Here is a 20,857-nt window from a genome sequence, read left to right as displayed (position 1 = left end):
TTGGACGGGTCAAATGACCCCATCCGATACCTGTATTGTTGTCTGCATCACAGGAGGGTCATGAGTAACGAGGCAGTGACTGTTGGCTCCTTGGGGGGCCACAACCTGACGAGTTTCATTGGTCGACGCAATGAACTCGGAGCAGCAAGGGAGCTGATGTCACGCTCCCGCCTTCTGACGCTGGCCGGCCCCGGTGGTGTCGGGAAAACCAGGCTTGCAGCGGAGCTGGCCACCCGCACCCGCAAGGCCTTTCGTGACGGTGTTTGGATCGTTGAGCTTGCAGCCCTGGACGACGCCTCCCTGGTGGCTTCGCAGATTGCCGCATCCCTTCGCCTGCCCGATCAGTCGAACCGGTCACCCGCGGAAAGGCTTGCGGATTACATACAGGACCGCCAGCTCCTTTTGGTTTTGGATAACTGCGAGCATCTGCTCGGCGAAGTGCCCGCTTTGGTGGCAAAACTCATGGAAACCGCTCCGCAATTGCGCGTCATAGCCACCAGTCGGGAGCCCTTGGGGATCTTCGGCGAACAGGTTTACCAGGTACCTCCGCTCAGCGCTCCCGCTGCCGCTGACATCGAAGCCGGAACCATTGAGTCCTTTGAATCCGTCCGTCTGCTGGTTGACCGCGCCAAAAGCGTCCATGCCGGATTCGAGGTCACCGACGGCAACCGGCAGGCTATCGCCGAACTCTGCCGGATGCTGGATGGGATACCACTTGCAATCGAACTCGCGGCTTCACGGCTTCGCTCGGTCTCCGTGATCCAGCTGGTCGAAAGACTCGATCGTCGCTTTGAAATATTGACAGGCGGAAGCCGGGCCGCCATCCCGAGGCAACAGACGCTAAGGGCCTTGGTCGACTGGAGCTACGAGCTCTGTACCCGGGAAGAGCAAACACTGTGGGCGAGGCTTTCAGTATTTCCCGGCGGCTTCGACGTCGAAGCGGCCGAGGAAGTCTGCGGCTTCGGCGAGATCAGCAAGGCAGGCATCCTGGATCTCCTGGACCACCTTGTTGCAAAATCCCTGGTGGTTGCCGGAAATGTCATCGATCACGCTTACACAAGCGACCAGCCGCGGCGATACTGGCAGCTAATGACTTTCCGCGAGTATGGAGCATCCCTGCTTGAGCGTCGGGGCGAAGCGGCCGACCTACGGCGTCGGCAGCGGAACCACTACCTCCAAAAGGCTTGCGACACGGTCGCGACATGGTGTGGACCTGGGCAATCGAGCCGGCTTGCTGCCGCACATCGGGACCACACCAACATCCTCTTGGCTTTGGAATGGTCAGCAAGCACGCCCGGGGAGGAAACAACCGGGATGGAGCTGGCGGCCCTGCTGAGGTATCACTGGATAGCTGGTGGAAAACTCTCTGACGGGCGTCTATGGCTGGAACGGATGCTTGCCCTCGCCACCGACATGACACCGCAACGCGGAAACGCTCTGTGGGTGGCAGCGTGGGTGGCCCTCCTCCAGGGTGATCGCGGACCTGCTGAAGCATTTCTGGCCGAATGCCGTCAGATCGCCCGATCACTTGAAGACCCTGTTTTGGCCGCACATGCGGATCACTGGCAAGCCTTGTGCGAGGTTCTTGGAGGCCGGATCGGGCCCGCCATGGAACTTTTCAACATAGCAGCAATTGTCCATCGCCTTCAAGAAGACCCCGCATCCGAACTCACGGCGATGTTCCTTTTGGCGTGGGCCCAGATGTACGGGGGGCGGATCGAGGAAGCCTTGGCCACGTGCCACGAAGTCCTGAATGAAAGCGGAAAGCATGGGGAACGGTGGAGCCTTGCTTACGGTTACGCCGTCATGGGCCTCTGTTACTGGCACTTGGGCCGGCTTGATGAGGCCCGAACATGCCAGGTCAAGGCCTTGGAGATCCAGCGGGATTTTCACGACGGACTGTGCATCGCACTCGTCGTAGAGCAAATGTCGTGGACGGCAGCGTCCAGCGGCCAGCTGGAAACAGCGGCAACACTTCTTCGCGCGACCCAGTCCGTATGGAAAGGGATCGGCACCACTGTCTTGGCCTTCGGTCCTCTGGCGACGGACTCCACGCAAACAACCGATCGGATCCGGAACGGATTGGGAGAGTCGCGCTTCCAGGCGATTCTGAACGGCGGACAGTCCCTGTCCAATGACCAGGCTGTTGAGCTGGCATTGAGCCTGGCCACGACCTCCTATGTTTCGTCCCCCGGACGCGCCGTTGATGAAGGACGCCACGCCAGCCGCCGGACCAAGAGGCCGGAATTCGTTGGAGCCTTCACCGCAAACGGACCCGCGCTGACTGAGCGGGAGGAGCAAGTCGCCAACCTTGTGGCTCTGGGGCAAAGCAATAAGGAGATAGCGGCCGAACTGGTGCTGTCTCCAAGAACTGTCAGCGGACATATCGAACGCATTCTTTCGAAGCTTGGGTTTACCTCGCGCACCCAAGTTGCCACATGGGTGGCAGGCCGCTCATCCGGTCCCTAGTGCGTGGGTCCGTGGTCAGCTGCCGACGGGGACTTGGGGCGTTCCCTCGTCCGGGTCTTCGACGTCCCAGCCTGCCCATGGGTAGGCCACGATACTCCCGGAAGTCCGGGAGCCGGGAAACTTTGGGGACGGGGACCGGGGGGTGGATGGCGAGACGAAGTGCAGGCCAAGCAGCCTTCCGAGGCTGATACCGGTGATGGTCATGGGAACTCCTCATTGAGTTTCGTGCTGTGCCGGCTTCTGCAGGCGACTATGACCAGCGTGCACTTCTTTGAACCCAGGAACAAATACTAAATTCGACAACTGCCATAGCCCTTGCATATGCCACCATCATCTATGTTTCCATAAAAAGGAATAGAGTTTGAATCCTTCAGTTTTCCGTTACATTATTAATGATCAGCCATTTCCTTTTGGCAGGATACAGAGATCGCACCTCACAGGTTTTGGAAAGGTAGCAGATGATTTACGAACACGCAGAGCTCAGGATCAATCCTGAAACTGAAGAAGAGTTTCTTGCAGAGTTTACGGCAGCTACTCATCTGTTGCTGGCCGCCCAAGGTTGCCATTCAGTGGAATTGCAGGCCAGCGTGGATACAGCCGGCATCTATTTGCTGAGGGTGGGGTGGGAGAGCCTCGAGGACCACACAGTTGTTTTTCCGGGCACATCCCAGGCTGAAGTTCTTTACAAGATTCTCCTGGCCCACTGCCTCGAGGCACCCCATGTGGTTCATTTCAGTGGGCAGGACGTGCTGAACACCCGGTGAGCAGGTTCCCATGAGTACCGCGACGGCAGGAAGCGGAGTGCCCCGGCATCAACCTGGGCACTCCGCTTTATCGTGGTGCAGGAATCAAAATACTGAAACCGCGGCTCCAGCATCCTCCGCCGCCACTTCCTTGGCAGGGCGTTGAGGTACCAAAAGCGCAATGAGGCTGATGATGCCGATGGCCACGATCAGGGCGGAGACATAGATGGGATCGTTGCCGCCACGCGCTGCCAGAAGCGCAGTGGCTGCAAGAGGAACCAGCCCGCCGCCCAAAGTCGCCGACACCTGGTAAGCCAAGGATGCGCCCGTGTAGCGTGACTCCGCACCGAACATCTCGGAGATGAAGGCAGCGGTGGGTCCGTAAACCATGGCCTGGAGCAACGGGTTCCCAATCAGGAAAGCCAAGAAGAGCAACGCCAGGTTATCGGCGCCAATCATCAGCCACAGCGGGTGAATCAGGACGATCATGCCTACGACGCCGGTGATCATCACCTTGCGTCGCCCTATCCTGTCGGACAAAGCAGCGAACATGGGGATGGTGAACACGTGGATCACCTGTGTGGCCAGGCTGATCCAGAGAACATCCGAGCGGCTATGTCCTGCTGCAACGGCATACGGCATGGCAAAGGTAGCCAGCAGTGACTGGACCGCGAAAGCCATGATCGTTCCGAGGCAAGCGACCACCACCGCGCGGGGGTATTTCCGGAGGACCTGCAGGAGTGGATGTACGCGGCGTAGTTGTGACGATGCCGCCTGCCGCTGTGATTCCAGGAAGACGGGCGATTCTGCCACTTTGAGTCGCACGAAGAGTCCCACGCCCACCAGGACAGCGCTGAAGAGGAAGGGCAGGCGCCATCCCCAGCTCATAAAGGATTCCTCCGGCAACAAACTGCTCAGGGTAAATGCCACCGTGGCGAGGGCCGCGCCGGCCGGGCCGCCCATGTTGGCGAAGCTGGCGGAGAAGCCGCGCCGCTCAGGGGTTGAGTGCTCCATGGCCATCAGCGCCGCACCACCCCATTCCCCGCCCACGGCGATGCCTTGAATGATACGAAGCAGAATCAACAGTAAGGGCGCCCACTGTCCGATCATCGCCTGTGTTGGCAGAAGCCCGATGCAGAAGCTCGCGCCTCCCATCATCAGCATGGTCAGGACGAGCATTCGCTTCCGTCCAAGGCGATCCCCAAAGTGCCCAAAGATCAATCCGCCAAGGGGCCTTGCGAGGTATCCCACCGCCAGTGTGGCGAAAGACGCCACGATACCCAGCGCCGGCGACATGTTGGCGAAGTAAAGAGGGGCGAACACCAGACTTGCCGCCAACCCATAGAGCAGGAAGTCGTAGAACTCGATCGCTGTACCCATGAAGCTTGAGAAGAGCACCGTCTTCATTCGGCCGGATGTTTTAACTGACACTGAAACTCCTTTGTTTTGATGCTCGTTAATTGCTGTGGTAACCCCACGAAGGTCCCGATAGCGGCCGCAAGTCAGTAGGCCAGCAACAAGATCTGTTCCCGCCCGTACTGCAGGCCCGGGTGGCTCTCACTCAGATGGCGTTGCACCTCAAGGACAAGCTCATCGTCGTTGCCCCCCTCAAGAAGGGAGCCGCAGGGGCATGAAACGTATCGACGGCGGCTGGTGGTCATGGTACTGGGACCGTTGCGATGACTGGCTCCAGCCCGGCAACAAGGTCCGGGAGTTCGCCCCAGGCCACGGGTCTGCGAAGTTTGGCACGGAGTTGAACGAATTCCTGGCGCCGCTCGAAGGCCAGGACTCCACTGACGAAGTCACCTTCGCGGAAAAAGAACATCGATCCGTCATCACTCCGACTGGAAAGGACTGGTTGTCCCGCCGTCTGATAGCCGGCCCACTGCACCCGTTGACCGTGTTGGTCGGACCAGAAGAAGGGAACACTGACGAACGGAGTGAGGGGCGCCTTCTCCACGAAGCTGACGGCATTGAGCCCCGCAGCGCGGCCTTGTTCGGCCGCCGTCGTCCAGTGCTCGATCCTCATGGTGGCGTCGAAGCGGCCGTTGGGCCACCTCACGGCGTCACCCGCCGCGAACACGCCCTGGCAACTTTGGAGGTAGCGGTCTGTGAGGATTCCGTTCTCGAGTTCGATACCCGAAGAGGCCAACCACGAAACGGCCGGCCGGACCCCGACCCCCACTACGATCACGTCTGCGGCGACTTCACGACCGTCACTGAGTATCAGGAATCGCCGGCCATCCCGTTCCACAGTGCCGGTTGCACCCACTCCAAAAAAGGTGTCCACCCCATTGATGTGGTGCAAATCCTCGTAAACAGTGGAAATGGCTTCGCCGAAGCGGATTAACGGATGCTCGGCGAGGTCAATCAGAGACACCGCACGCCCGGCACTGGTAAGCGTGGATGCGAATTCCCCGCCAATGAAGCCGGCGCCGACGATGGCCACGGAGCGACCGGCATCCGTGAGGCTACGGCGCAGGGCCACCGAGTCTTCGAAGCGCCGCAACACGAAAACGTCCCTTTCGCCGCGGAAAACGGGAGGCATTATTGGTTCACAGCCCGTGGCAATCACGGCTGCGCGGTACGTGAGATCGCCGTGGTGCGTGCTGACCACCCTGCGGTGGGGGTCAAGGGCAGTTGCGCTTTGTCCGAGTTGAAAATCCACGCCTTGCTCTTGGAGGGCCCGCGCCGAGGGGTAGATCAGCGACTCGATATCGACCTCATCGCTTAGTGGGATCTTGGACAGCGGCGGCAGCTCATACGGCAGGTGCTCTTCTGAACTGATCACCGTGACCTTGAGGCCAGGTGCCCGGCGGCTTGCGGCCTCTGCCGCGCGGAGTGCCGCCGTCGAGCCCCCAAAGATCGCTATGTCCGTAGTTTTGTGGAGCATGCCCGTACTTCCCGTCTTTTCCAAAGTGAGCTGAATCACCGCTTTCCTCTACTGTGGGACTGGCGTTGATATTTCACAAATACCAAAATCTGAGGCTACATATCTATAAAATTGATGGCACTGAGGTGAGGTCGTCCCCGTTCAAGGCCGCCGTCACGAGTCCGCGGATTCCCTCTTCCGTCAATGGCCTCGGGTTGGCGTATTGGTTGCGGGTTGCCATGGCAACAACCGTCTCGACGTCGCTGTCGCCCAACCCGAGGCTGCGCAGCGAAGCCGGGGCGCCCAGTTCCACGCTCAGCCGACGGATGTAGCCTGCCGGATCTCCGGCTCCAGTGGCACGCTGCAGGGCCGCAATTGCCTCCGGGGCAAATGGGGCGTTGTAGTGCAGTGCGTAAGGGAGCACTACCGCGTGTGTCTCAGCGTGAGGCAGGTTGAAGGTGCCCCCTAAAATGTGGCACAGCTTGTGGTGGAGGGACATTGTGGTGGCCCCCAACGTTGCTCCGCACAGCCAAGCGCCGTAAAGGGCATCCGAACGGGCCTCGGGATGGCCCGGGTTTCCCGCAATCAATGGCAGGGCACTGATCATGGCGCGGGTTCCCTCCTCCGCCATCTGCGAGATGATGGGCGAGGCATCGGGTGCGTACAGGGCTTCCACCGCATGCGCTATGGCGTTGAAACCGCTGGTCACCGACATCCCCACCGGCAACGTCAACGTCAGATCGGGATCATAGATAACGCTTGTTGGCAGCACTTTGGGGTCGCGGCCGGTCTTCTTCTCACCGTCGGCGGTGAGCCCCCAGATAGGGGTCATTTCTGATCCGGCATAGGTCGTAGGCACCGCGATGATGGGGGCGCCGAACTCCAAGGCAATGGCTTTCCCCAATCCGGTGGTGGACCCGCCTCCCACTGCAACGTATCCATCAGCATCCGCGGCCTTCGCTGCCGCACGGGCACGGTGTGCTGACTCTATAGGTACATGCATCTCCGCTTCAGCATGGACACCCGCACTCGCATCGCCCAGTTGCCGGGAGATGTCCCTGGCCAGCTCCTCCTGGAACGGGGTGGACAGAACCAACACTCGCTTGAGGCCCAGGGCTTCAACTTCTTCGGAGAGTTTCTTGATGGACCCTGCTCCGAAAACCACCCGCATCGGCAGTGCTTGATAACTGAAATCCTTCATCGGGACACCTCTTCGGGGACATGGATATGCTGCTTGGACGTCTGGATTTCGGGGTGCAGCCGAATGTCAATGACCCCCTCAACGAAAGGGCAACCCACACCGAATCTTGAGGCAGCCACAGGGTCTTCGTTGGTAGTGAAGGGCGTTATGAGGCTTTCCTTAACCGCAAACACAGCATCGGATTCAATGTATTCACTACCGCCGATGAAGATATGGGTTGTCAGTTCCTTGAAACCCGGCGCAGCGACAATGAAGTGGATGTGCGCGGGCCGGTAAGGGTGCCTGCCCGTGGCCTCAAGCAGGTCCCCCACCGGGCCGTCTGTGGGAATCGGGTAGTAGCTGGGAACAACACTTCGGAAAAAGAAGGCGCCGTCGTCGTCCGTTATGAAGAGACCCCTGCCATTGCCAACGCTCTGAATCCCGGGCTGCTGAACGTCATAGAAGCCTTTGGTATTGGCCTGCCAGACGTCAATCCGGGCATTGGGAAGGGGACTGCCATCGACCGAAAGGACCTTGCCCCGGACCACGCAGACCGCACCGCCGCTCTCCGGTGAGATGTTCTCGCCAAGCTCCCGGGCCGGGGACTCCACCATGTGGAAGGGCCCCAGCACAGTGGAATCCGTTGCATCCGGTGTCTCTGCGTCATTGATGGTCTCCACCAACATGGAAACTCCCAAGACGTCGGAGAGCAAAATGAACTCCTGCCGGACGTCGCTGCACTTCTTACCCGTCGATGTGAGGAAATCGATGGCCGCCTCCCACTCCGGGATGCTGGGGCTTATCTCACGGACAAAGGTATGGAGGTTACGTGTCAAACTTTCCAGAATGGCCTTGAGCCGCTCATCCGAGGTGTTCTTGAAGCTTTCAATGACAGCCTCAGTCAGGGATTCCGGGCCGAGATCCGTGGTCATGGCTGACTTCCTTTCGATATCTGCTGGGAGTGATCTTGAAGAAAAGCCCTGAGCGCCGCTGCTGTTGCCCTCGGTTGCTCCAGGGGAAGAAAATGCCCGCTCTTTTCGATCACGACAAAGCGGGCATCCGGGAGTCCGGTGGCCAGGTCTTCGCCCAGTTCCGGTGGCGTGATGGTGTCTTCCGCCGCTCCAACAACCAGGGCCGGGCAGTTGAGCCCCTCCAAATCATCCCGACGGTCGTTGCGGTCCAGCACAGCAAGCTGCTGGTCGACGAAGACCCGCTCGCCCAGATCCCTGGTCATGGTTTCCACGACGTTCAGGACCGCGGGAATTCCCCGGGATACGGCCGGGGCCGTGCGACTGATGGCTTGCTGGAACCCTCCGGATTCTACGAGGGACACAAGGTTCCGGGAGTTCTCCCGGCGGTCCTCGGGTGCGGCAATTGCGGAGGTGTTGAACAAAGCCAGGGCCTTGACCCGCCCCGTGTTCCTGAGCGCTACCTCCAGCGCGACATAACCTCCCATTGAAATCCCCACCAGCACAAACTCCTCAGGTGCCAAGGACAGAACGTGATCAGCCATGGACTGGATGGTCCGCCCTTCGCCGCGGATCACTGTACAGTCGAACTCCCCCTTGAGTTCATCAATGACCGGCTGCCATAGCCGGGAGTCTGCGCCCAAAGCTGGCAACATGATCAGGGGAACAGTCTTCATAGCAGGTCCTTCCTTGGTGATTGCTGCGGAGGTCATGACGCTGCCCCGTCGACGTGCAACACGGTTCCGGAGGTAAAGGCGGCGGCGTCCGATACGAGGTAGGCCACAGCTGCGGCGATTTCGTGGCCGGTTCCAGGCCTGCCAACGGGAATCGCGGCAGAGGTGGCAGCCCTATCGTCCGGCGTCATCGCCTCGAACGAATCCCTGACCCTGCCGCTGGTGGGAAGGATCAACCCGGGGGCGATGGCATTGACGGTAATTCCGGTGCCGCCAAGGTCCTTGCCCAGCTGCTTTGTGAGGCTGACGATTCCGCCCTTCGAGGCCGCATAAGCCAGGCGGGCCCCCACGGTGCCCGACGGGCCGGCAAGCCCGTCCGCAACCAGCGACGAGAAATTCACGATCCGCCCGTAGCCGCGTTTCAGCATGACCGGTACTGCGTGCCGGGCGCATAGGAAGGTGCTGGTGAGGTTGCCATCAATGACCGAGCGCCATACCTCGCCGCTGAGCTCGGATAATTCACGGACCACCGCCGTGCCGCTTCCCCCGGCAGCACTGACAAGTGCATCAATGCGGCCGAATTCCGCCTCAATACGGGCGAACACCTCCTCAACCATGGCCTCGTCGGCCAGATCCCCGGAAAACGTCAGCACTTTGGCCTCCGGGGCCCTCTCCTTCAATCGCGCGGCAGCATACTGAAGCGACGGCCCGGACATATCAAGGAGGGCCAGATCGAAACCGTCATCCGCCAGACGGTCTGCGATGTCATTTCCGAGTCCGCCACCTCCGCCAGTGATGACAGCAACCGGGCGATCATTCATAGGGTGACTCACGCTGAGCCCTCTTCTTCCTTGGTAGCCAGCGCGTGGGCGCCGGACGTGAAACGGTCCAGTATGGCGTGTGCGCGGCGGAGCACAGGAGCGTCCACCATGGACCCGTCAACAGTGGCCACACCTCCCCCGCTGTTGATGGATCCCACAACGCGCCGTGCCCACGCGACGTCATCGTCTCCGGGGTGGAAAATGTGGTGGACCACGGCAACCTGCCGGGGATGGATGAGGAGCTTTCCGGTCATCCCCAGCTCCATGGCAGCGCGCAGGTCCCGCGCCAGACCGGCGTCGTCGTCGTACTTTGTTGTGACGCCGTCCAGCGGTCCTGGCAGGCCGCTTGCACGGGAGGCCAGCACCAGGGTTGACCGTGCCATCAGCATGGCGCGCTGGTTGGGGTGAGCCTCAACGTCCGCCGCAAAGTCAAGCTCTCCGAAGGCCAGGCGGGCCACACCGCGGGCACCGGCCAGCGACGTTGCTGCCAGGACTCCCGCAGCGGACTCCACCAGTGCAATGACGGGGCTACCCAGCGTTTCATGGACACTGGTAATCTGCGCGGGGCGCTCCGCTTTGGGCACCATGACCCCCAGGAGACCGGCGAGCCCCTTCAGCGGAGTAACGTCCTGCCCTGCCCTGATCCGCACCACGGCCTGGCCAGTGGCCCCCAACCACGTAGTGACCTCTTGCAAGGCCACGTCCTGGTTCACGCCGCTCACCGCGTCTTCGAGATCCAGTACTACGACATCAGCACCTGATTGCTCGGCTTTCCGGAAACGCTCAGGCCGGTCACCAGGGACAAAGAGAAAGGAACGGGCATCCTGAAGTTTCTTCCAATGACTCATGATGTTTCCAGCACTCCGAACTCTGCCAGTACGCGCTCTGTGTGTTCGCCGACTTCCGGCACGGTGCCCATCACAGGCTCCTGCCCCACGAAGGTGGCAGGAGGAATGAGTGCCTTCAAGGGTCCAACCGGTGAATCGTAGTTGCGCCACCGGTTGCGTGCCTTCAGCTGGGGATGGTCCGCGAAGCCGCGCATATCCCGCAACAACGCGTTGGCGATGCCGGCTTGTTCCAACAGGTCCAGCACGTCCTCAGCCGTGTATCCGGTGAGGGCCTCCTCAATGGCCGAGGTGAGGTCGGAACTGTGCAAAACACGCAGGGAATTACGCGCGAAGCGCTCGTCCAGTGCAAGCTCGGCGCGCCCCAGCACACGTTCGCAGAACGTTGCCCACTCCCGTTCGTTCTGAATCCCCAGGAAGACCTGCCGGGAATCACCGCAGGTGAAGGGGCCGTAAGGAGCGATTGCAGCATGGGAAGAGCCGGTCCGCTGAGGCGGCGCATCCCCGTACACCGCGTAGTTCATGGGATAGCCCATCCATTCACCGAGCGCCTCAAGCATGGACAATTCGATGGTTGCCCCCTCGCCGGTCTGCCCTCGCTGGAGCAGCGCAGTAAGAATTCCTGAATAGGCGTACATTCCCGAGGCAATGTCCGCAATGGAAATCCCTACTTTGGACGGTGTCTGGTCGGTGCCCGTTATGGACACCAGTCCCGCCTCGCACTGCACCAACAGGTCGTACGCTTTCTTGGATGAATAGGGGCCGTCCGCGCCGTAGCCTGAAATGGAGACATGTATCAGCCCGGGCCGCTCCGCCCGCAGGGCCTCCGCGCCCAGTCCCAAGCGCTCCGCAGCGCCAGGGGCAAGATTCTGGATGAAGATGTCAGCGTTCCGGACCAACTCGTGTACCGCACGATTTCCCTCGGTGCTCTTAAGATCCAGGGCCACTGACTCCTTGGACCGGTTCAACCACACAAAGTGACTCGCCATGCCTTTGACGGTTTCGTCATATCCACGGGCAAAGTCACCCGCTCCGGGCCGTTCAATCTTGATGACCCTTGCGCCAAGGTCGGCGAGCTGACGGGTGGCAAACGGTGCTGCCACTGCCTGCTCAAGAGAGACGACAGTAACGCCGCTCAGAGGAAGCATGATAAAACTCCTAAAAGTAGTGGTGCCGGCTTGCAGACGGAGGCAGATGCGTTTCTGTCAATGAACAAGCGACGGCGTTTCAAGCGTTTTGGTGAAGAACAGAACCTCTGCTGCCAAGTCGGGATCGTTGCCCATCCGCCGGAACAATTCCAAGTCACCGTCCCTCTGAACCGGGTCAGAGGAGTGGAAGATCAGCCGCTTGTTCGCGGTGGCGCGGGGACTGGCCTTATCAATAAAAGCGGAGCGGCGTAGTTCCGAGTAGGCATCCAGGACGGATTCTCCTGCTCGTCCTGCAATGACTGCTCCCAGTGCTTCGTTCAGAACATAAGAGTCGAACAGGCCCATGGTCAGGCCGAAACCGCCTGTCGGGTTGGTTGCATGGGCAGCATCACCGGCAAGGAGAACGCGGCCAACCCGGTAGGTTGGAGCACTGCGCTGGTGCATCCGGTAAGGCGCAATGGCATCCAACGTGATGCCTGCAGCCACCTCAGGGCCAAAAATCTGCTCCAAAAACCGCGGCAACCGCTCCACGACTCCCTCTTCCGGGAGCACTGCGTCCTCCATATAGGTGTACCGCCAGAGCCCATGCGGGCCCGAATTGTCGATCTTGACGATGATTGCCCCCAAGACGTCGTCCACATAGAACGTCGTTTGGGCCCACCCTTTGCGGTCATCGGGAAACCGGATATTGGCCGCGACAAAGCGCTCTGGCCACGTAAAGCCTTCAAAAGGAAGATTCAGTGCGTTGCGCACCGCGGATCCGGCTCCGTCAGCACCGATCAGCCATGGCGCCCGCAGCTGGACAGGATTTCCATCGTGTTCAGCTGCGACTCTGACCGCAGATTCGTCCTGGAAAATCCCCGTGATCTTATGTCCCCACAAGACACGTGCATTGGGCAGTTGTTCAAGGTGGCGGAGAATGATCCTGGCCAGCGCGCCTTGCCCAAGGTGGAGGTTATGCGGGTGCTTTACACGCCCCTCCAGGGCCTTCAAACCGTAGTGGATCGTCTCGCCCGTGTCCCGGACGTGATGGGCATAGTCCTGTTTCAGGAATCCCGCCTGGGTGGCGTCGTCATAAAGCCCAAGCCGTTCCAAGCCATCCAGGGTGGACCAGTGGTAGAGAATCGCCCGCGGGGCGTCGTTCGGCTCGGAAGAGCGTTCGACGACGGTAACGTCCAGCCCCTGCTGCGCCAGGCCCAGTGCATTGAGCAGACCAGTAGGACCGGCCCCGGCCACAATGACCTGTTGCTCGTATTCCATGTTGCCTCCGTTGTAAACCCTGTGACGTGACGTCAGCGTCACCTCCTTCACTAACCGTGATCCACCGGACGTCATACTTCAAATACCAATTTGTAGGGGTTTCCATATACTGAATGGATGGATCTTCGAAACGTTCGGTACTTCATTGCCGTGGCCGAGAACGGCTCCATTACTGAGGCATCCAATGCCTTGCGCATATCCCAGCCGCCGTTGAGCATGGCCATGGCCAAACTCGAGAAGGAGCTGGGAGTGACCCTGTTTGACAGGAAGCCCCGGGGGATCGAACTGACGGCTGCGGGCGAGTACCTGCACCACGCCGGCCGCCGGCTCCTGGCTGAAGAGCGCAGGATCTCGGACACTCTCAAGTCCATGGGTCAGGGGCTTGCGGGCGAACTGCACCTTGGGTGCGAACCGATGTGCCTATGGCGGATCGGCAGTACCAAAATTTCCCAGTTCCTCTCGATATATCGCAATGTGACCCTCGATCTCACAGACGCCAATCCCAGGGTGCAACTGGACCGGCTCGCTGATGGCACACTCGACCTGGCCATCATGCCGATCGTGGCCGAGGAGCCGCTGCAGGCCGTCAACGGGGTGCATTTTGATGTCACAGTGGTGGACGAGCTGCCCCTGACGCTGATCGCCCCCAAGGCCTGGGGCTTGGATGAATCCGAACCCTTGGATGTGGCGTCACTGAAAGATTCCACGTGGATCCTTCCGGCGCGGATTCCCGGCGTGCGCATTCTCTGGCGCATTTGGGCCGATAAATTTGCACCATCCGGAGCGGCCCCCACCGAGGTAATTCAAGTGCCTACCGTCATGACCGCCGCGCAACTGGTGGGGGCCGGCGTCGGGGTTTCGTTGTCCAGCCTGGAAATGGCCCGCCTTCATCCCGACGTAGCCCAGGTTCCTGTGGTGGGCGGATGGCCCAACGTCCCGATCGCCATCGTGCGGCGCAAGGAAGGAATCGTCACGCCAATCGCGGAGCGATTTGTCGAGCTGTTTCAGGGTGACTGAGCAGTCAGGGCAGCTCGACCAGCAATAAACGGTATATATCCTGTAGATGGGTACCCCGCAATATTGGTATTTGTGAAATACCTCGAACAGCAGCAATCTGGACCATGAACCATTTGAATGGTCGCTGCACCCCTTGCCCGGATAGCCGGGCCGCAACGGCCCAAGGATTTACGAGGAAGGGCATCCCCATGATCAAAGTCAACGTGGACCTGCAACGCTGCGATGCCAATGGCACCTGCGCAGCCTTAATGCCGGACGTGTTCCAGATCGAAAAAGACGGAACCCTGGTACAGCTGGCATCAGAGGTCCAGGATGATCGCGAAAACGATCTTGAAGAAGTGATTCTTTGCTGCCCGATGGGAGCGATCTCACGGTCATGACCGCCACAGTGCCAACCTTCGAGCTCTTCTCCCCGCACGCTGCGGATCACGCCGGCGGTGCGCTGGCCCAAGGGGGAATCGCGGCCGGTTCCGACGGTTACGCCGTACTCTCCTACCAACTTGCCACCGAGGTGCTGCGCAATCCCCGGTTCGCCAACTCGGCATTGAGACTGATGGAAGAATTTGGCATCAGCAACGGCCCTGTCCATGGATTCCGGGCGCGGAGCATCATCATGCAGGACGGAGCGCAGCAACTACGGTTGCGTACTCCACTCGCCCGCTTTATGGGCCCGGCAACAGTCCAGAACACCCGTGAGGTGCTGACGGAGATCGTGCAGGGGATCTTCGACGATGTGGACGACACGAAACCGGTGGACTTCCATTCCAGCGTGGATCGCAGAATCCCCTCCTTGGTCTACTGCCACCTGGCCGGAGCCCCGCAAAGCGACGCGCCCAAAGTCCAGGAGCTGTCAGAACGGACGTTGGCCCTCCTTGCCCGGGACCCCAGCCTCAAGCCCGACATCCTGGCCGCGTACGACGAACTGTTCCAGTACCTTCAGGATCTGATGCAGCGCAAACGCCAAGCGGGTTTGGGCGAGGACATGCTGTCCCATCTGATGACACTGGCCGACGACGGCAAACTCACAGACCAGGAACTCTTTGATGAAGCGACGTCCATGCTCGAGGCAAGCTCCGTGAATACGGGACACCAAATCGGTCTGGTCGTGTGGAATCTGCTGGGCAACCGTGAAGTCTGGCGTGAAATCGTAGCCGATCCCTCATGGATACCCGCTGCGGTCATGGAAGCGCTTCGCCTCTACCCCCGGACAGGTGTGATCAGCAAGATCGCCGAAGAGGAAATCGAGGTGGGCGGCACCACCATCCCGGCGGGGGCCGACGTACACGTTGCCGTATGGTCCGCCAATCGGGACCCGGAACGTTTTGAGAACCCCGGCGAGTTCATTCTGGGCAGGGAGCGGAACCAGCCGTTGACGTTCAGCACAGGCCCGCACAATTGCCTGGGACAGGGACTGGCAAAGGTGGAAATCGAGGAGGTAGTTGGTTACCTGGCCCGCCATTATCCCAACGCCCGGGTGGTTGACGATGCCACGACAATCACCCGGACCGCCGGCCGATGGACCATCAAGCAGCTCACTGTCGAGACCGGCACCCGGGCTGAGGACACCCATGACATCTGAGAACCCCTCCCCGCAGTCGCTGACGGAAATTCTCTCGGCGCACTGGTCCGGAATGAGCTTTGATGACCTGCCGCCCGGCGTGGTGTCCACTATGAAGGACCACATCCTGGACACTTTGGCCGTGGCGATGGCAGGCATCCCATCAGAGGAGTCCCGCCGTGTCCGGCATGCGCTGTCCGGCATGTCCAACGGCGGCCCCTGCCTTGTGTGGGGTACCCGCGATCGGCTGAATCCCGCCCACGCGGCGCTTGCCAATGGAACCTCCGCCCATGCCCGGGATTTCGACGACGGCGGCGGCCCTGGTCACGCCGGCTCTGCAACCCTTCCAGCAGCGATTGCTGCTGCAGAACTTCTGGGATCCAACGGCCGGGACCTCATCGTCGCCGCGTGCGCGGGATACGACATCAGCTACCGGCTTTTGCAGGGAGTCGGTGGATTCGCTGCCCACACCGACCGCGGCTGGCACTCCACCGGAACCTTTGGCACCTTCGCGGCGGCTGCCGCGTGCGCGAAGATACTCGGCTTGGAACCTGCTGCATTCGCCAATGCTTTGGGAATTGCGGGTTCCTTTACCGGGGGAATTTGGGCATTCATCGAGGACGGTGCGTGGACCAAAAGGCTGCATCCGGGTAAAGCCGGCGAATCGGGCATTGACGCGGCCTTCCTGGCGAGGGCGGGCATCACCGGCCCGCATCAGGTCTTTGAGGCACCGTGGGGTGGAATCATCGCCACGTACGCCGGCGGCCGGGGTTTTCCGGAACGGGTTACTGCCGGACTGGGCCGGACCTTCAACGTCTCCACTTCCTATCTGAAGCCATATGCCTGCTGCAGGGGAAGCCATTCGACAATCGATGCCGTGATGCAGCTGATCTCGGAGCGGAACCTGCAGCCCTCCGATGTCAGCAGCGTCACTGTCACCGCGGGGACAACTGCCATCAACATGCTCACCGTTGATCCCATAGAAACCGTGTTCGACGCTCAGTTCAGCCTGCCGTACGCCATCAGCGTGGCGCTGGAAAACCGTTCAGTCGGGCTGGACCAATTCGATCCACCCCGAATATCGGAACCCCGCATCCAGGAAACCTTCGCCAAGATCTCCATGGTGTTGGACCCCTCAATCGAACTTGAAGAAGGACCGCGCCTTGAGTTCGAGCTGACGTCCGGTGAAAGAATCACGCTCCTTGCCGGAAACCCGACCGATGCCAAGGGGTCTGAAAAGAACCCCATGACCCATGACGAGGTGGTCGCAAAAGCACGGTCCCTCCTCCGCCCCTACGGCAACGAGGCCACCGCCCAACTCATCGACGCCGTGGAAAATCTGGATTCCGAGCCCACCCTTGACAACCTGGTCAGCGCCCTGGGCGCCACACCCCTAGCCAATTGGAGAGAGACCCATCATGACACCAACAACCTTGACCGAGCAGGTCGTTCGCACTGAAGTCATCGCTTCTGAGCCCGTAGAAGCCCTGGCTGCCGCACTGGACATCGAAGTCCCTTTCACCCAAGGCACATCCGTCCCCCCACTCTGGCATTGGCTCTATTTGTTGGAGCGGAACCGCCACAGTGAACTCGGTCCGGACGGACATCCCACCGTAGGCATTCCTGCGCCCCCCAGTCCCGGACGGCGCAGGATGTTCGCCGGAGGGCGCGTCTCAACCTTCGGTCATCTGACCGTTGGAACGCCGGCTACAAAAGTCATCTCCATCGCAGGCTCCGTTGAGAAGACGGGCCGGACCGGACCGTTGACGTTCACCACGGTCCGTCATGAAATCTTCCAAAGCAACCAGCTCGTCATCCGTGAAGAACAGGACATCGTATACCGCGCACCTGGCAAAGGATCGCTCCCTGCCCCGCCATCCCCTCCTGCGCCGCCGGCGGGTCCCGTGCTGAGCCAAGCTGCCGATGAACGCCTGCTGTTCAGGTTTTCCGCACTCACGTACAACGCGCACAGAATCCACTACGACCACAATTGGTGCCTGAACGAGGGGTACGACGGGCTGGTGATCCACGGCCCGCTGCTGGCGCTGATGATGGGCGAGCACATGCGCCGTGAGGGAATCGGCTTGTTGGGCAAAACTTTCAGCTACCGGCTTGCCTCCCCCATGACCAAGCCGCAGACCTTCTCGGTTGTGCCGGGCCCCGACGGCTTGGAGAAGGGCGCGGAAGCCCGCAGTGCCGACGATGCAATTTGCGCGATCAGCACCCTTTCCGAGGTCTGAAAGAGGTAACCTCCGGAGGGGATCACCACCCGGTTCCCGATGCGCGTGCCACCATCTGCCCATCAGCCACCGTTGGATTGGGGTATCCCCTCCGCAAGCGCCGTGAAGGTATGGATCCAGCCGCCCCCTTTGCCACTGGCAGTAACGTAGGCGTCCTTCGTTCCAGGCTTGATAGCAACGTTGGTAGCTGACGTTATCTCGCCTTCCTTGGACGGAATGGTGACGGTGGCTGTTTGTTGTCCTGTGGCGTCGAAGACAATTATTGCCGCCCGGTTGTGAAAGCCGACGTAGAGATTCCCATCAGCGTCAACGGCCAAGGAATCGATTTGGCCCATGCCCGCGCTGACGTGGATCGCCGGATGAGCTGTGCTTACTCCACGGCCATCGTCGGTCAACTGGATGTAGTCGATCTGGTTTGCGGTGTTCAGGCTCATCCACAACCCGTCAAACCCAGGTGTAAAGGCGACTCCGTTCGGGGAGGCCAAACGATCTGCCAGCACCGTTGGCTCCGCCGTGGCACCATCAATGCGAATCAGCCTTCCCTGCGGTTTCCAATAGGGTTCCTGGGCTCCCGCAGCATCCGTCACATAAAGGTTGCCCGCACGGTCGAAGCTGATGTCGTCCGCGTGCAGCGTCGCTCCGTTGACGGGACCGGAATGGAACACCTTCTGGTCCTTGCCCTCAGGAGTCATGCTGATGATGGTTCCCAGGTAGTCCGTCAGGTAGAGGCGCCCATCGCGGGGGCTGAATTGAGCCGATGTGACAGCACTGGTGCCGTCCGTGAAAATGGTCCTCTTCTCCAAGGAGCCCACATCCAGTGCCATGACCTTGGGCGCCCCTGGCGGTGCCGTCACGTCCACAAAATAGAGGTCACCGTCAGGACCCACCACGGGCCCCTCCAACAGCGTCATTCCGGTGGATGGGTGGACCGATGTGACGTTTGCCAAAGCCTTGGCAATCTGATCCGACGGCTTGGGCTTTTCTGCTCCAGCCCCGGGTTCGCCGGAAGTACCGGCCGTGCAACCGGACAAGACAAGGACAACCGCAACCGCAACCGCAATGAAATTCAACCGTGTCCGGAGTGGCTTCCCCCGATCAGGCCTCATTTGCCCGCCACAGTTTGGCCAGCCGGCGGCGCCGGAACAAGGACATCGCTCATGTCGCCTTCCCGCCATTGCCGAAGTATCCGGTGAAAAGCTACGGGTCCTGGACTGAACGAGCTGCCGGAGATCGCCCGTGTACCTTCACCGTTGTAGTACCCAGGGGTGCATTCTGCTTGGAAGTGCGAGGTATCGGCCGCTGTGTCACTGACAGTCTTGACCCAGCGATCCTCAGCCTCGAGGGTCGGCTCAATCACCCGCGAACCGACGGCCAGCCCCTTGGCGATGACTGCGGCAATGTGCTCAGCCTGCTCCTGCAGGATGTGGACAAAGTTGACGGAATTGGCGTTCTGCAGTGCGCCAAGGTGGAAGAGGTTGGGAAAGCCGTGGCTGTAAAAGCCATGGAGGGTGCGCAGTCCGCCCGCCCATGTTTCCAGGAGTGAGCGCCCACCTCTCCCCCGGACGGGCAAGGAGCCGGAAAGCACACCGGAAACGCCAACGTCAAAGCCTGTAGCGAAGATAATGCAATCCACGTCATACGCCGTTTCGCCCACCACGATCGAGGTCTCAGTCAGGCGTGTTATGCCGCCGTGGTCGGCAGTATCCACCAGCGTCACGTTGGGCCGGTTGTATGCCTGTAGGTAGGTATCGCTGAAGCATGGCCGTTTGCACATGTACCGGTACCAGGGCTTGAGAACCTCTGCCGTTTCGCTGTCCAGTACTACCTCATCCACACGCGAACGGAGGCGGTTCATGGTTTCAAAGTCCTTCAGTTCATCCCTGCGTTCCCGATCGGCTGGGGTGAGGCCTGCCTCCACCGCGCCGGAAAGGATCTGCCGTTGCAGCTGGATGGTTTCCGTCCACCCATCCTTGACGAGGATTTCATCCACCGGCTCCCCGGCGAGAACGGAGAGAAAGTTCTCCATCCGTTCTCGCTGCCAGCCTGGTTTGAGGGATGCTTCCCACGCTGGGTCCGTCAGGCGGTTTCCACGAACGTCAATGGTGGACGGTGTCCGCTGAAAAACGAGGAGTTGCTCAGAATCGCGGCCCAGATGCGGGATGACCTGGACGCCCGTGGCCCCTGTGCCCACTACTGCCACCCGTTTGTCGGCAAGTCCGGTCATGCCACCTTCCGCGGTGCCACCGGTGTAGGCATAGTCCCACCGGCTGGTGTGGAAAGTATGTCCGCGAAACTTCTCCATGCCAGGGATCCCCGGCAACTTGGGTTGTGTCAGAGTCCCCGACGATGTGATGACGAAACGTGCATGGAACCGATCCCCGCGGTCGGTTTCGACTGTCCATAACTCCGCGGCGTCATCCCAGGTCAGCGCTGTTGCCCTGGTCTGGAAAAGTACATCCCGATACAGGTCGAAACGCTTCGCGATGGCGATGGCGTGCTGCCGGATCTCCTCACCGGGAGCGTAACGCCATGCCGGCATGTAACCGACCTCCTCGAGAAGTGGCATGTAGACGTACGATTCGATATCGCAATGGATGCCCGGATACCTGTTCCAGTACCACGTGCCGCCCACATCGCCGGCCTCGTCCATCAGGCGAATGGACTCCACCCCGGCTTCCCGCAGCCTCGCGGCGGCGAGCAGTCCGCCGAATCCAGCGCCGATGACCAGCACCTCCACTGAGTCAGCGCGGTGATCCCTCTGTATTGGCTCGGTGTAAGGATCCTTCGAGTAGTAGCCGAACTCACCGGCTGCGCTTTGATACTGCCCCAGGCCCTCTGGCCGGAGACGTCGGTCGCGCTCCCGCCGGTACTTTGCGCGGAGCTCTTCAACATCAAGCTCTTGTGGGTTCTTCGATAGGTTGTGGGCGCTGCCCATGAATCGTCCTCGCTTCGCTACTGCGCCATGCGCACGTTGCGCGACCGCCCCCAATGCGCGCCCGCGCCCAGATCCGGGAAAGAGCCCGGCAGGTGGTTCTGGTACGCGTCGACACGACAACGGGTCG

The 20,857-nt window shown here is 60.6% G+C and carries 19 protein-coding genes; 7 read left to right on the top strand and 12 right to left on the bottom strand.

The genetic code is table 11. The annotated features are described in order from the left end of the window. Positions 1–60 precede the first annotated feature (60 nt). The gene (locus BLQ01_RS10285; RefSeq protein WP_217638372.1) at positions 61–2,469 is read left to right on the top strand and encodes an ATP-binding protein; all 2,409 of its coding nucleotides are present in this window, start codon (positions 61–63) and stop codon (positions 2,467–2,469) included. Positions 2,470–2,484: 15 nt separating this feature from the next. On the opposite strand, the gene BLQ01_RS10280 is transcribed toward BLQ01_RS10285, so the two are convergent. Continuing rightward, positions 2,485–2,673: a hypothetical protein gene (locus tag BLQ01_RS10280; RefSeq protein ID WP_091551589.1), complete on the bottom strand. Its 189-nt coding sequence runs from the start codon at positions 2,671–2,673 to the stop codon at positions 2,485–2,487. A gap of 254 nt (positions 2,674–2,927) precedes the next feature. Between BLQ01_RS10280 and BLQ01_RS10275 the strand changes: the two genes are divergently transcribed. After that, complete coding sequence (locus tag BLQ01_RS10275; protein ID WP_091551587.1) at positions 2,928–3,233, top strand: antibiotic biosynthesis monooxygenase family protein; 306 nt, start codon at positions 2,928–2,930, stop codon at positions 3,231–3,233. 84 nt (positions 3,234–3,317) lie between these two features. Here the strand turns inward: BLQ01_RS10275 and BLQ01_RS10270 are convergent, their stop codons facing one another. From BLQ01_RS10270 to BLQ01_RS10225, 9 genes are all read right to left on the bottom strand, one after another. Continuing rightward, a complete protein-coding gene (locus tag BLQ01_RS10270) occupies positions 3,318–4,643 on the bottom strand; it encodes an MFS transporter (protein ID WP_043432139.1) in 1,326 nt (441 codons plus the stop codon). A 226-nt stretch (positions 4,644–4,869) separates the two neighbouring features. Continuing rightward, positions 4,870–6,144: an NAD(P)/FAD-dependent oxidoreductase gene (locus BLQ01_RS10260; protein WP_217638371.1), complete on the bottom strand. Its 1,275-nt coding sequence runs from the start codon at positions 6,142–6,144 to the stop codon at positions 4,870–4,872. Positions 6,145–6,208: 64 nt separating this feature from the next. After that, the gene (locus BLQ01_RS10255; protein ID WP_091551585.1) at positions 6,209–7,285 is read right to left on the bottom strand and encodes a maleylacetate reductase; all 1,077 of its coding nucleotides are present in this window, start codon (positions 7,283–7,285) and stop codon (positions 6,209–6,211) included. Further along, on the bottom strand, positions 7,282–8,196 hold the full coding sequence (locus BLQ01_RS10250) for a dioxygenase family protein (RefSeq protein ID WP_051420765.1): 915 nt from the start codon (positions 8,194–8,196) through the stop codon (positions 7,282–7,284). Before BLQ01_RS10250 ends, BLQ01_RS10255 begins: the two co-directional genes overlap by 4 nt. After that, complete coding sequence (locus tag BLQ01_RS10245) at positions 8,193–8,909, bottom strand: alpha/beta fold hydrolase (RefSeq protein WP_026540425.1); 717 nt, start codon at positions 8,907–8,909, stop codon at positions 8,193–8,195. Before BLQ01_RS10245 ends, BLQ01_RS10250 begins: the two co-directional genes overlap by 4 nt. 32 nt (positions 8,910–8,941) lie before the next feature. Beyond that, positions 8,942–9,727: an SDR family oxidoreductase gene (locus tag BLQ01_RS10240; RefSeq protein WP_091551584.1), complete on the bottom strand. Its 786-nt coding sequence runs from the start codon at positions 9,725–9,727 to the stop codon at positions 8,942–8,944. Between the two features lie 8 nt (positions 9,728–9,735). Next, positions 9,736–10,575, bottom strand: coding sequence for an HpcH/HpaI aldolase/citrate lyase family protein (locus BLQ01_RS10235; RefSeq protein WP_051420764.1), 840 nt, complete (start codon positions 10,573–10,575; stop codon positions 9,736–9,738). Then, positions 10,572–11,720 carry a CaiB/BaiF CoA transferase family protein gene (locus BLQ01_RS10230; RefSeq protein ID WP_026546639.1) on the bottom strand — a complete coding sequence of 383 codons (1,149 nt, stop codon included), beginning with the start codon at positions 11,718–11,720 and terminating at the stop codon, positions 10,572–10,574. Before BLQ01_RS10230 ends, BLQ01_RS10235 begins: the two co-directional genes overlap by 4 nt. 57 nt (positions 11,721–11,777) lie before the next feature. After that, on the bottom strand, positions 11,778–12,980 hold the full coding sequence (locus tag BLQ01_RS10225) for an FAD-dependent oxidoreductase (RefSeq protein ID WP_026546638.1): 1,203 nt from the start codon (positions 12,978–12,980) through the stop codon (positions 11,778–11,780). A 117-nt stretch (positions 12,981–13,097) separates the two neighbouring features. Here BLQ01_RS10225 and BLQ01_RS10220 point away from each other — a divergent pair, with 117 nt between their 5' ends. The 5 genes from BLQ01_RS10220 to BLQ01_RS10200 all read left to right on the top strand — a co-directional run bounded on the left by BLQ01_RS10220 (position 13,098) and on the right by BLQ01_RS10200 (position 17,795). After that, on the top strand, positions 13,098–13,997 hold the full coding sequence (locus BLQ01_RS10220; protein ID WP_091551582.1) for a LysR family transcriptional regulator: 900 nt from the start codon (positions 13,098–13,100) through the stop codon (positions 13,995–13,997). A 188-nt stretch (positions 13,998–14,185) separates the two neighbouring features. Beyond that, complete coding sequence (locus BLQ01_RS10215) at positions 14,186–14,377, top strand: ferredoxin (protein ID WP_035760629.1); 192 nt, start codon at positions 14,186–14,188, stop codon at positions 14,375–14,377. Beyond that, on the top strand, positions 14,374–15,576 hold the full coding sequence (locus BLQ01_RS10210) for a cytochrome P450 (protein ID WP_091551581.1): 1,203 nt from the start codon (positions 14,374–14,376) through the stop codon (positions 15,574–15,576). Before BLQ01_RS10215 ends, BLQ01_RS10210 begins: the two co-directional genes overlap by 4 nt. Next, positions 15,566–17,014: an MmgE/PrpD family protein gene (locus tag BLQ01_RS10205; protein WP_091551579.1), complete on the top strand. Its 1,449-nt coding sequence runs from the start codon at positions 15,566–15,568 to the stop codon at positions 17,012–17,014. The genes BLQ01_RS10210 and BLQ01_RS10205 overlap by 11 nt, the downstream gene beginning before the upstream one ends. After that, the gene (locus BLQ01_RS10200; RefSeq protein ID WP_091551577.1) at positions 16,974–17,795 is read left to right on the top strand and encodes an HTD2 family dehydratase; all 822 of its coding nucleotides are present in this window, start codon (positions 16,974–16,976) and stop codon (positions 17,793–17,795) included. Before BLQ01_RS10205 ends, BLQ01_RS10200 begins: the two co-directional genes overlap by 41 nt. Before the next feature lie 62 nt (positions 17,796–17,857). Here the strand turns inward: BLQ01_RS10200 and BLQ01_RS10195 are convergent, their stop codons facing one another. Next, a complete protein-coding gene (locus tag BLQ01_RS10195) occupies positions 17,858–18,865 on the bottom strand; it encodes an SMP-30/gluconolactonase/LRE family protein (protein WP_217638370.1) in 1,008 nt (335 codons plus the stop codon). A 32-nt stretch (positions 18,866–18,897) separates the two neighbouring features. Continuing rightward, positions 18,898–20,730, bottom strand: coding sequence for a flavin-containing monooxygenase (locus tag BLQ01_RS10190; protein ID WP_026540417.1), 1,833 nt, complete (start codon positions 20,728–20,730; stop codon positions 18,898–18,900). Positions 20,731–20,857 lie beyond the last annotated feature (127 nt).

The organism is Arthrobacter sp. UNCCL28 (genome assembly GCF_900102805.1).
GTDB lineage: Bacteria > Actinomycetota > Actinomycetes > Actinomycetales > Micrococcaceae > Arthrobacter > Arthrobacter nicotinovorans_A.
The sequence above is the reverse complement of the archived record's forward strand: the minus strand, read 5'-3'. Positions and strand labels throughout refer to the sequence as shown.

What these genes read in the sequence shown, in the direction of transcription:
- BLQ01_RS10285 (WP_217638372.1), top strand. Translation starts at nt 61, where the DNA reads ATGAGTAACGAGGCAGTGACTGTTGGCTCCTTGGGGGGCCACAACCTG.
- BLQ01_RS10280 (WP_091551589.1), bottom strand. Translation starts at nt 2,673, where the DNA reads ATGACCATCACCGGTATCAGCCTCGGAAGGCTGCTTGGCCTGCACTTC.
- BLQ01_RS10275 (WP_091551587.1), top strand. Translation starts at nt 2,928, where the DNA reads ATGATTTACGAACACGCAGAGCTCAGGATCAATCCTGAAACTGAAGAA.
- BLQ01_RS10255 (WP_091551585.1), bottom strand. Translation starts at nt 7,285, where the DNA reads ATGAAGGATTTCAGTTATCAAGCACTGCCGATGCGGGTGGTTTTCGGA.
- BLQ01_RS10250 (WP_051420765.1), bottom strand. Translation starts at nt 8,196, where the DNA reads ATGACCACGGATCTCGGCCCGGAATCCCTGACTGAGGCTGTCATTGAA.
- BLQ01_RS10245 (WP_026540425.1), bottom strand. Translation starts at nt 8,909, where the DNA reads ATGAAGACTGTTCCCCTGATCATGTTGCCAGCTTTGGGCGCAGACTCC.
- BLQ01_RS10240 (WP_091551584.1), bottom strand. Translation starts at nt 9,727, where the DNA reads ATGAATGATCGCCCGGTTGCTGTCATCACTGGCGGAGGTGGCGGACTC.
- BLQ01_RS10235 (WP_051420764.1), bottom strand. Translation starts at nt 10,575, where the DNA reads ATGAGTCATTGGAAGAAACTTCAGGATGCCCGTTCCTTTCTCTTTGTC.
- BLQ01_RS10230 (WP_026546639.1), bottom strand. Translation starts at nt 11,720, where the DNA reads ATGCTTCCTCTGAGCGGCGTTACTGTCGTCTCTCTTGAGCAGGCAGTG.
- BLQ01_RS10225 (WP_026546638.1), bottom strand. Translation starts at nt 12,980, where the DNA reads ATGGAATACGAGCAACAGGTCATTGTGGCCGGGGCCGGTCCTACTGGT.
- BLQ01_RS10220 (WP_091551582.1), top strand. Translation starts at nt 13,098, where the DNA reads ATGGATCTTCGAAACGTTCGGTACTTCATTGCCGTGGCCGAGAACGGC.
- BLQ01_RS10215 (WP_035760629.1), top strand. Translation starts at nt 14,186, where the DNA reads ATGATCAAAGTCAACGTGGACCTGCAACGCTGCGATGCCAATGGCACC.
- BLQ01_RS10210 (WP_091551581.1), top strand. Translation starts at nt 14,374, where the DNA reads ATGACCGCCACAGTGCCAACCTTCGAGCTCTTCTCCCCGCACGCTGCG.
- BLQ01_RS10205 (WP_091551579.1), top strand. Translation starts at nt 15,566, where the DNA reads ATGACATCTGAGAACCCCTCCCCGCAGTCGCTGACGGAAATTCTCTCG.
- BLQ01_RS10200 (WP_091551577.1), top strand. Translation starts at nt 16,974, where the DNA reads ATGACACCAACAACCTTGACCGAGCAGGTCGTTCGCACTGAAGTCATC.
- BLQ01_RS10190 (WP_026540417.1), bottom strand. Translation starts at nt 20,730, where the DNA reads ATGGGCAGCGCCCACAACCTATCGAAGAACCCACAAGAGCTTGATGTT.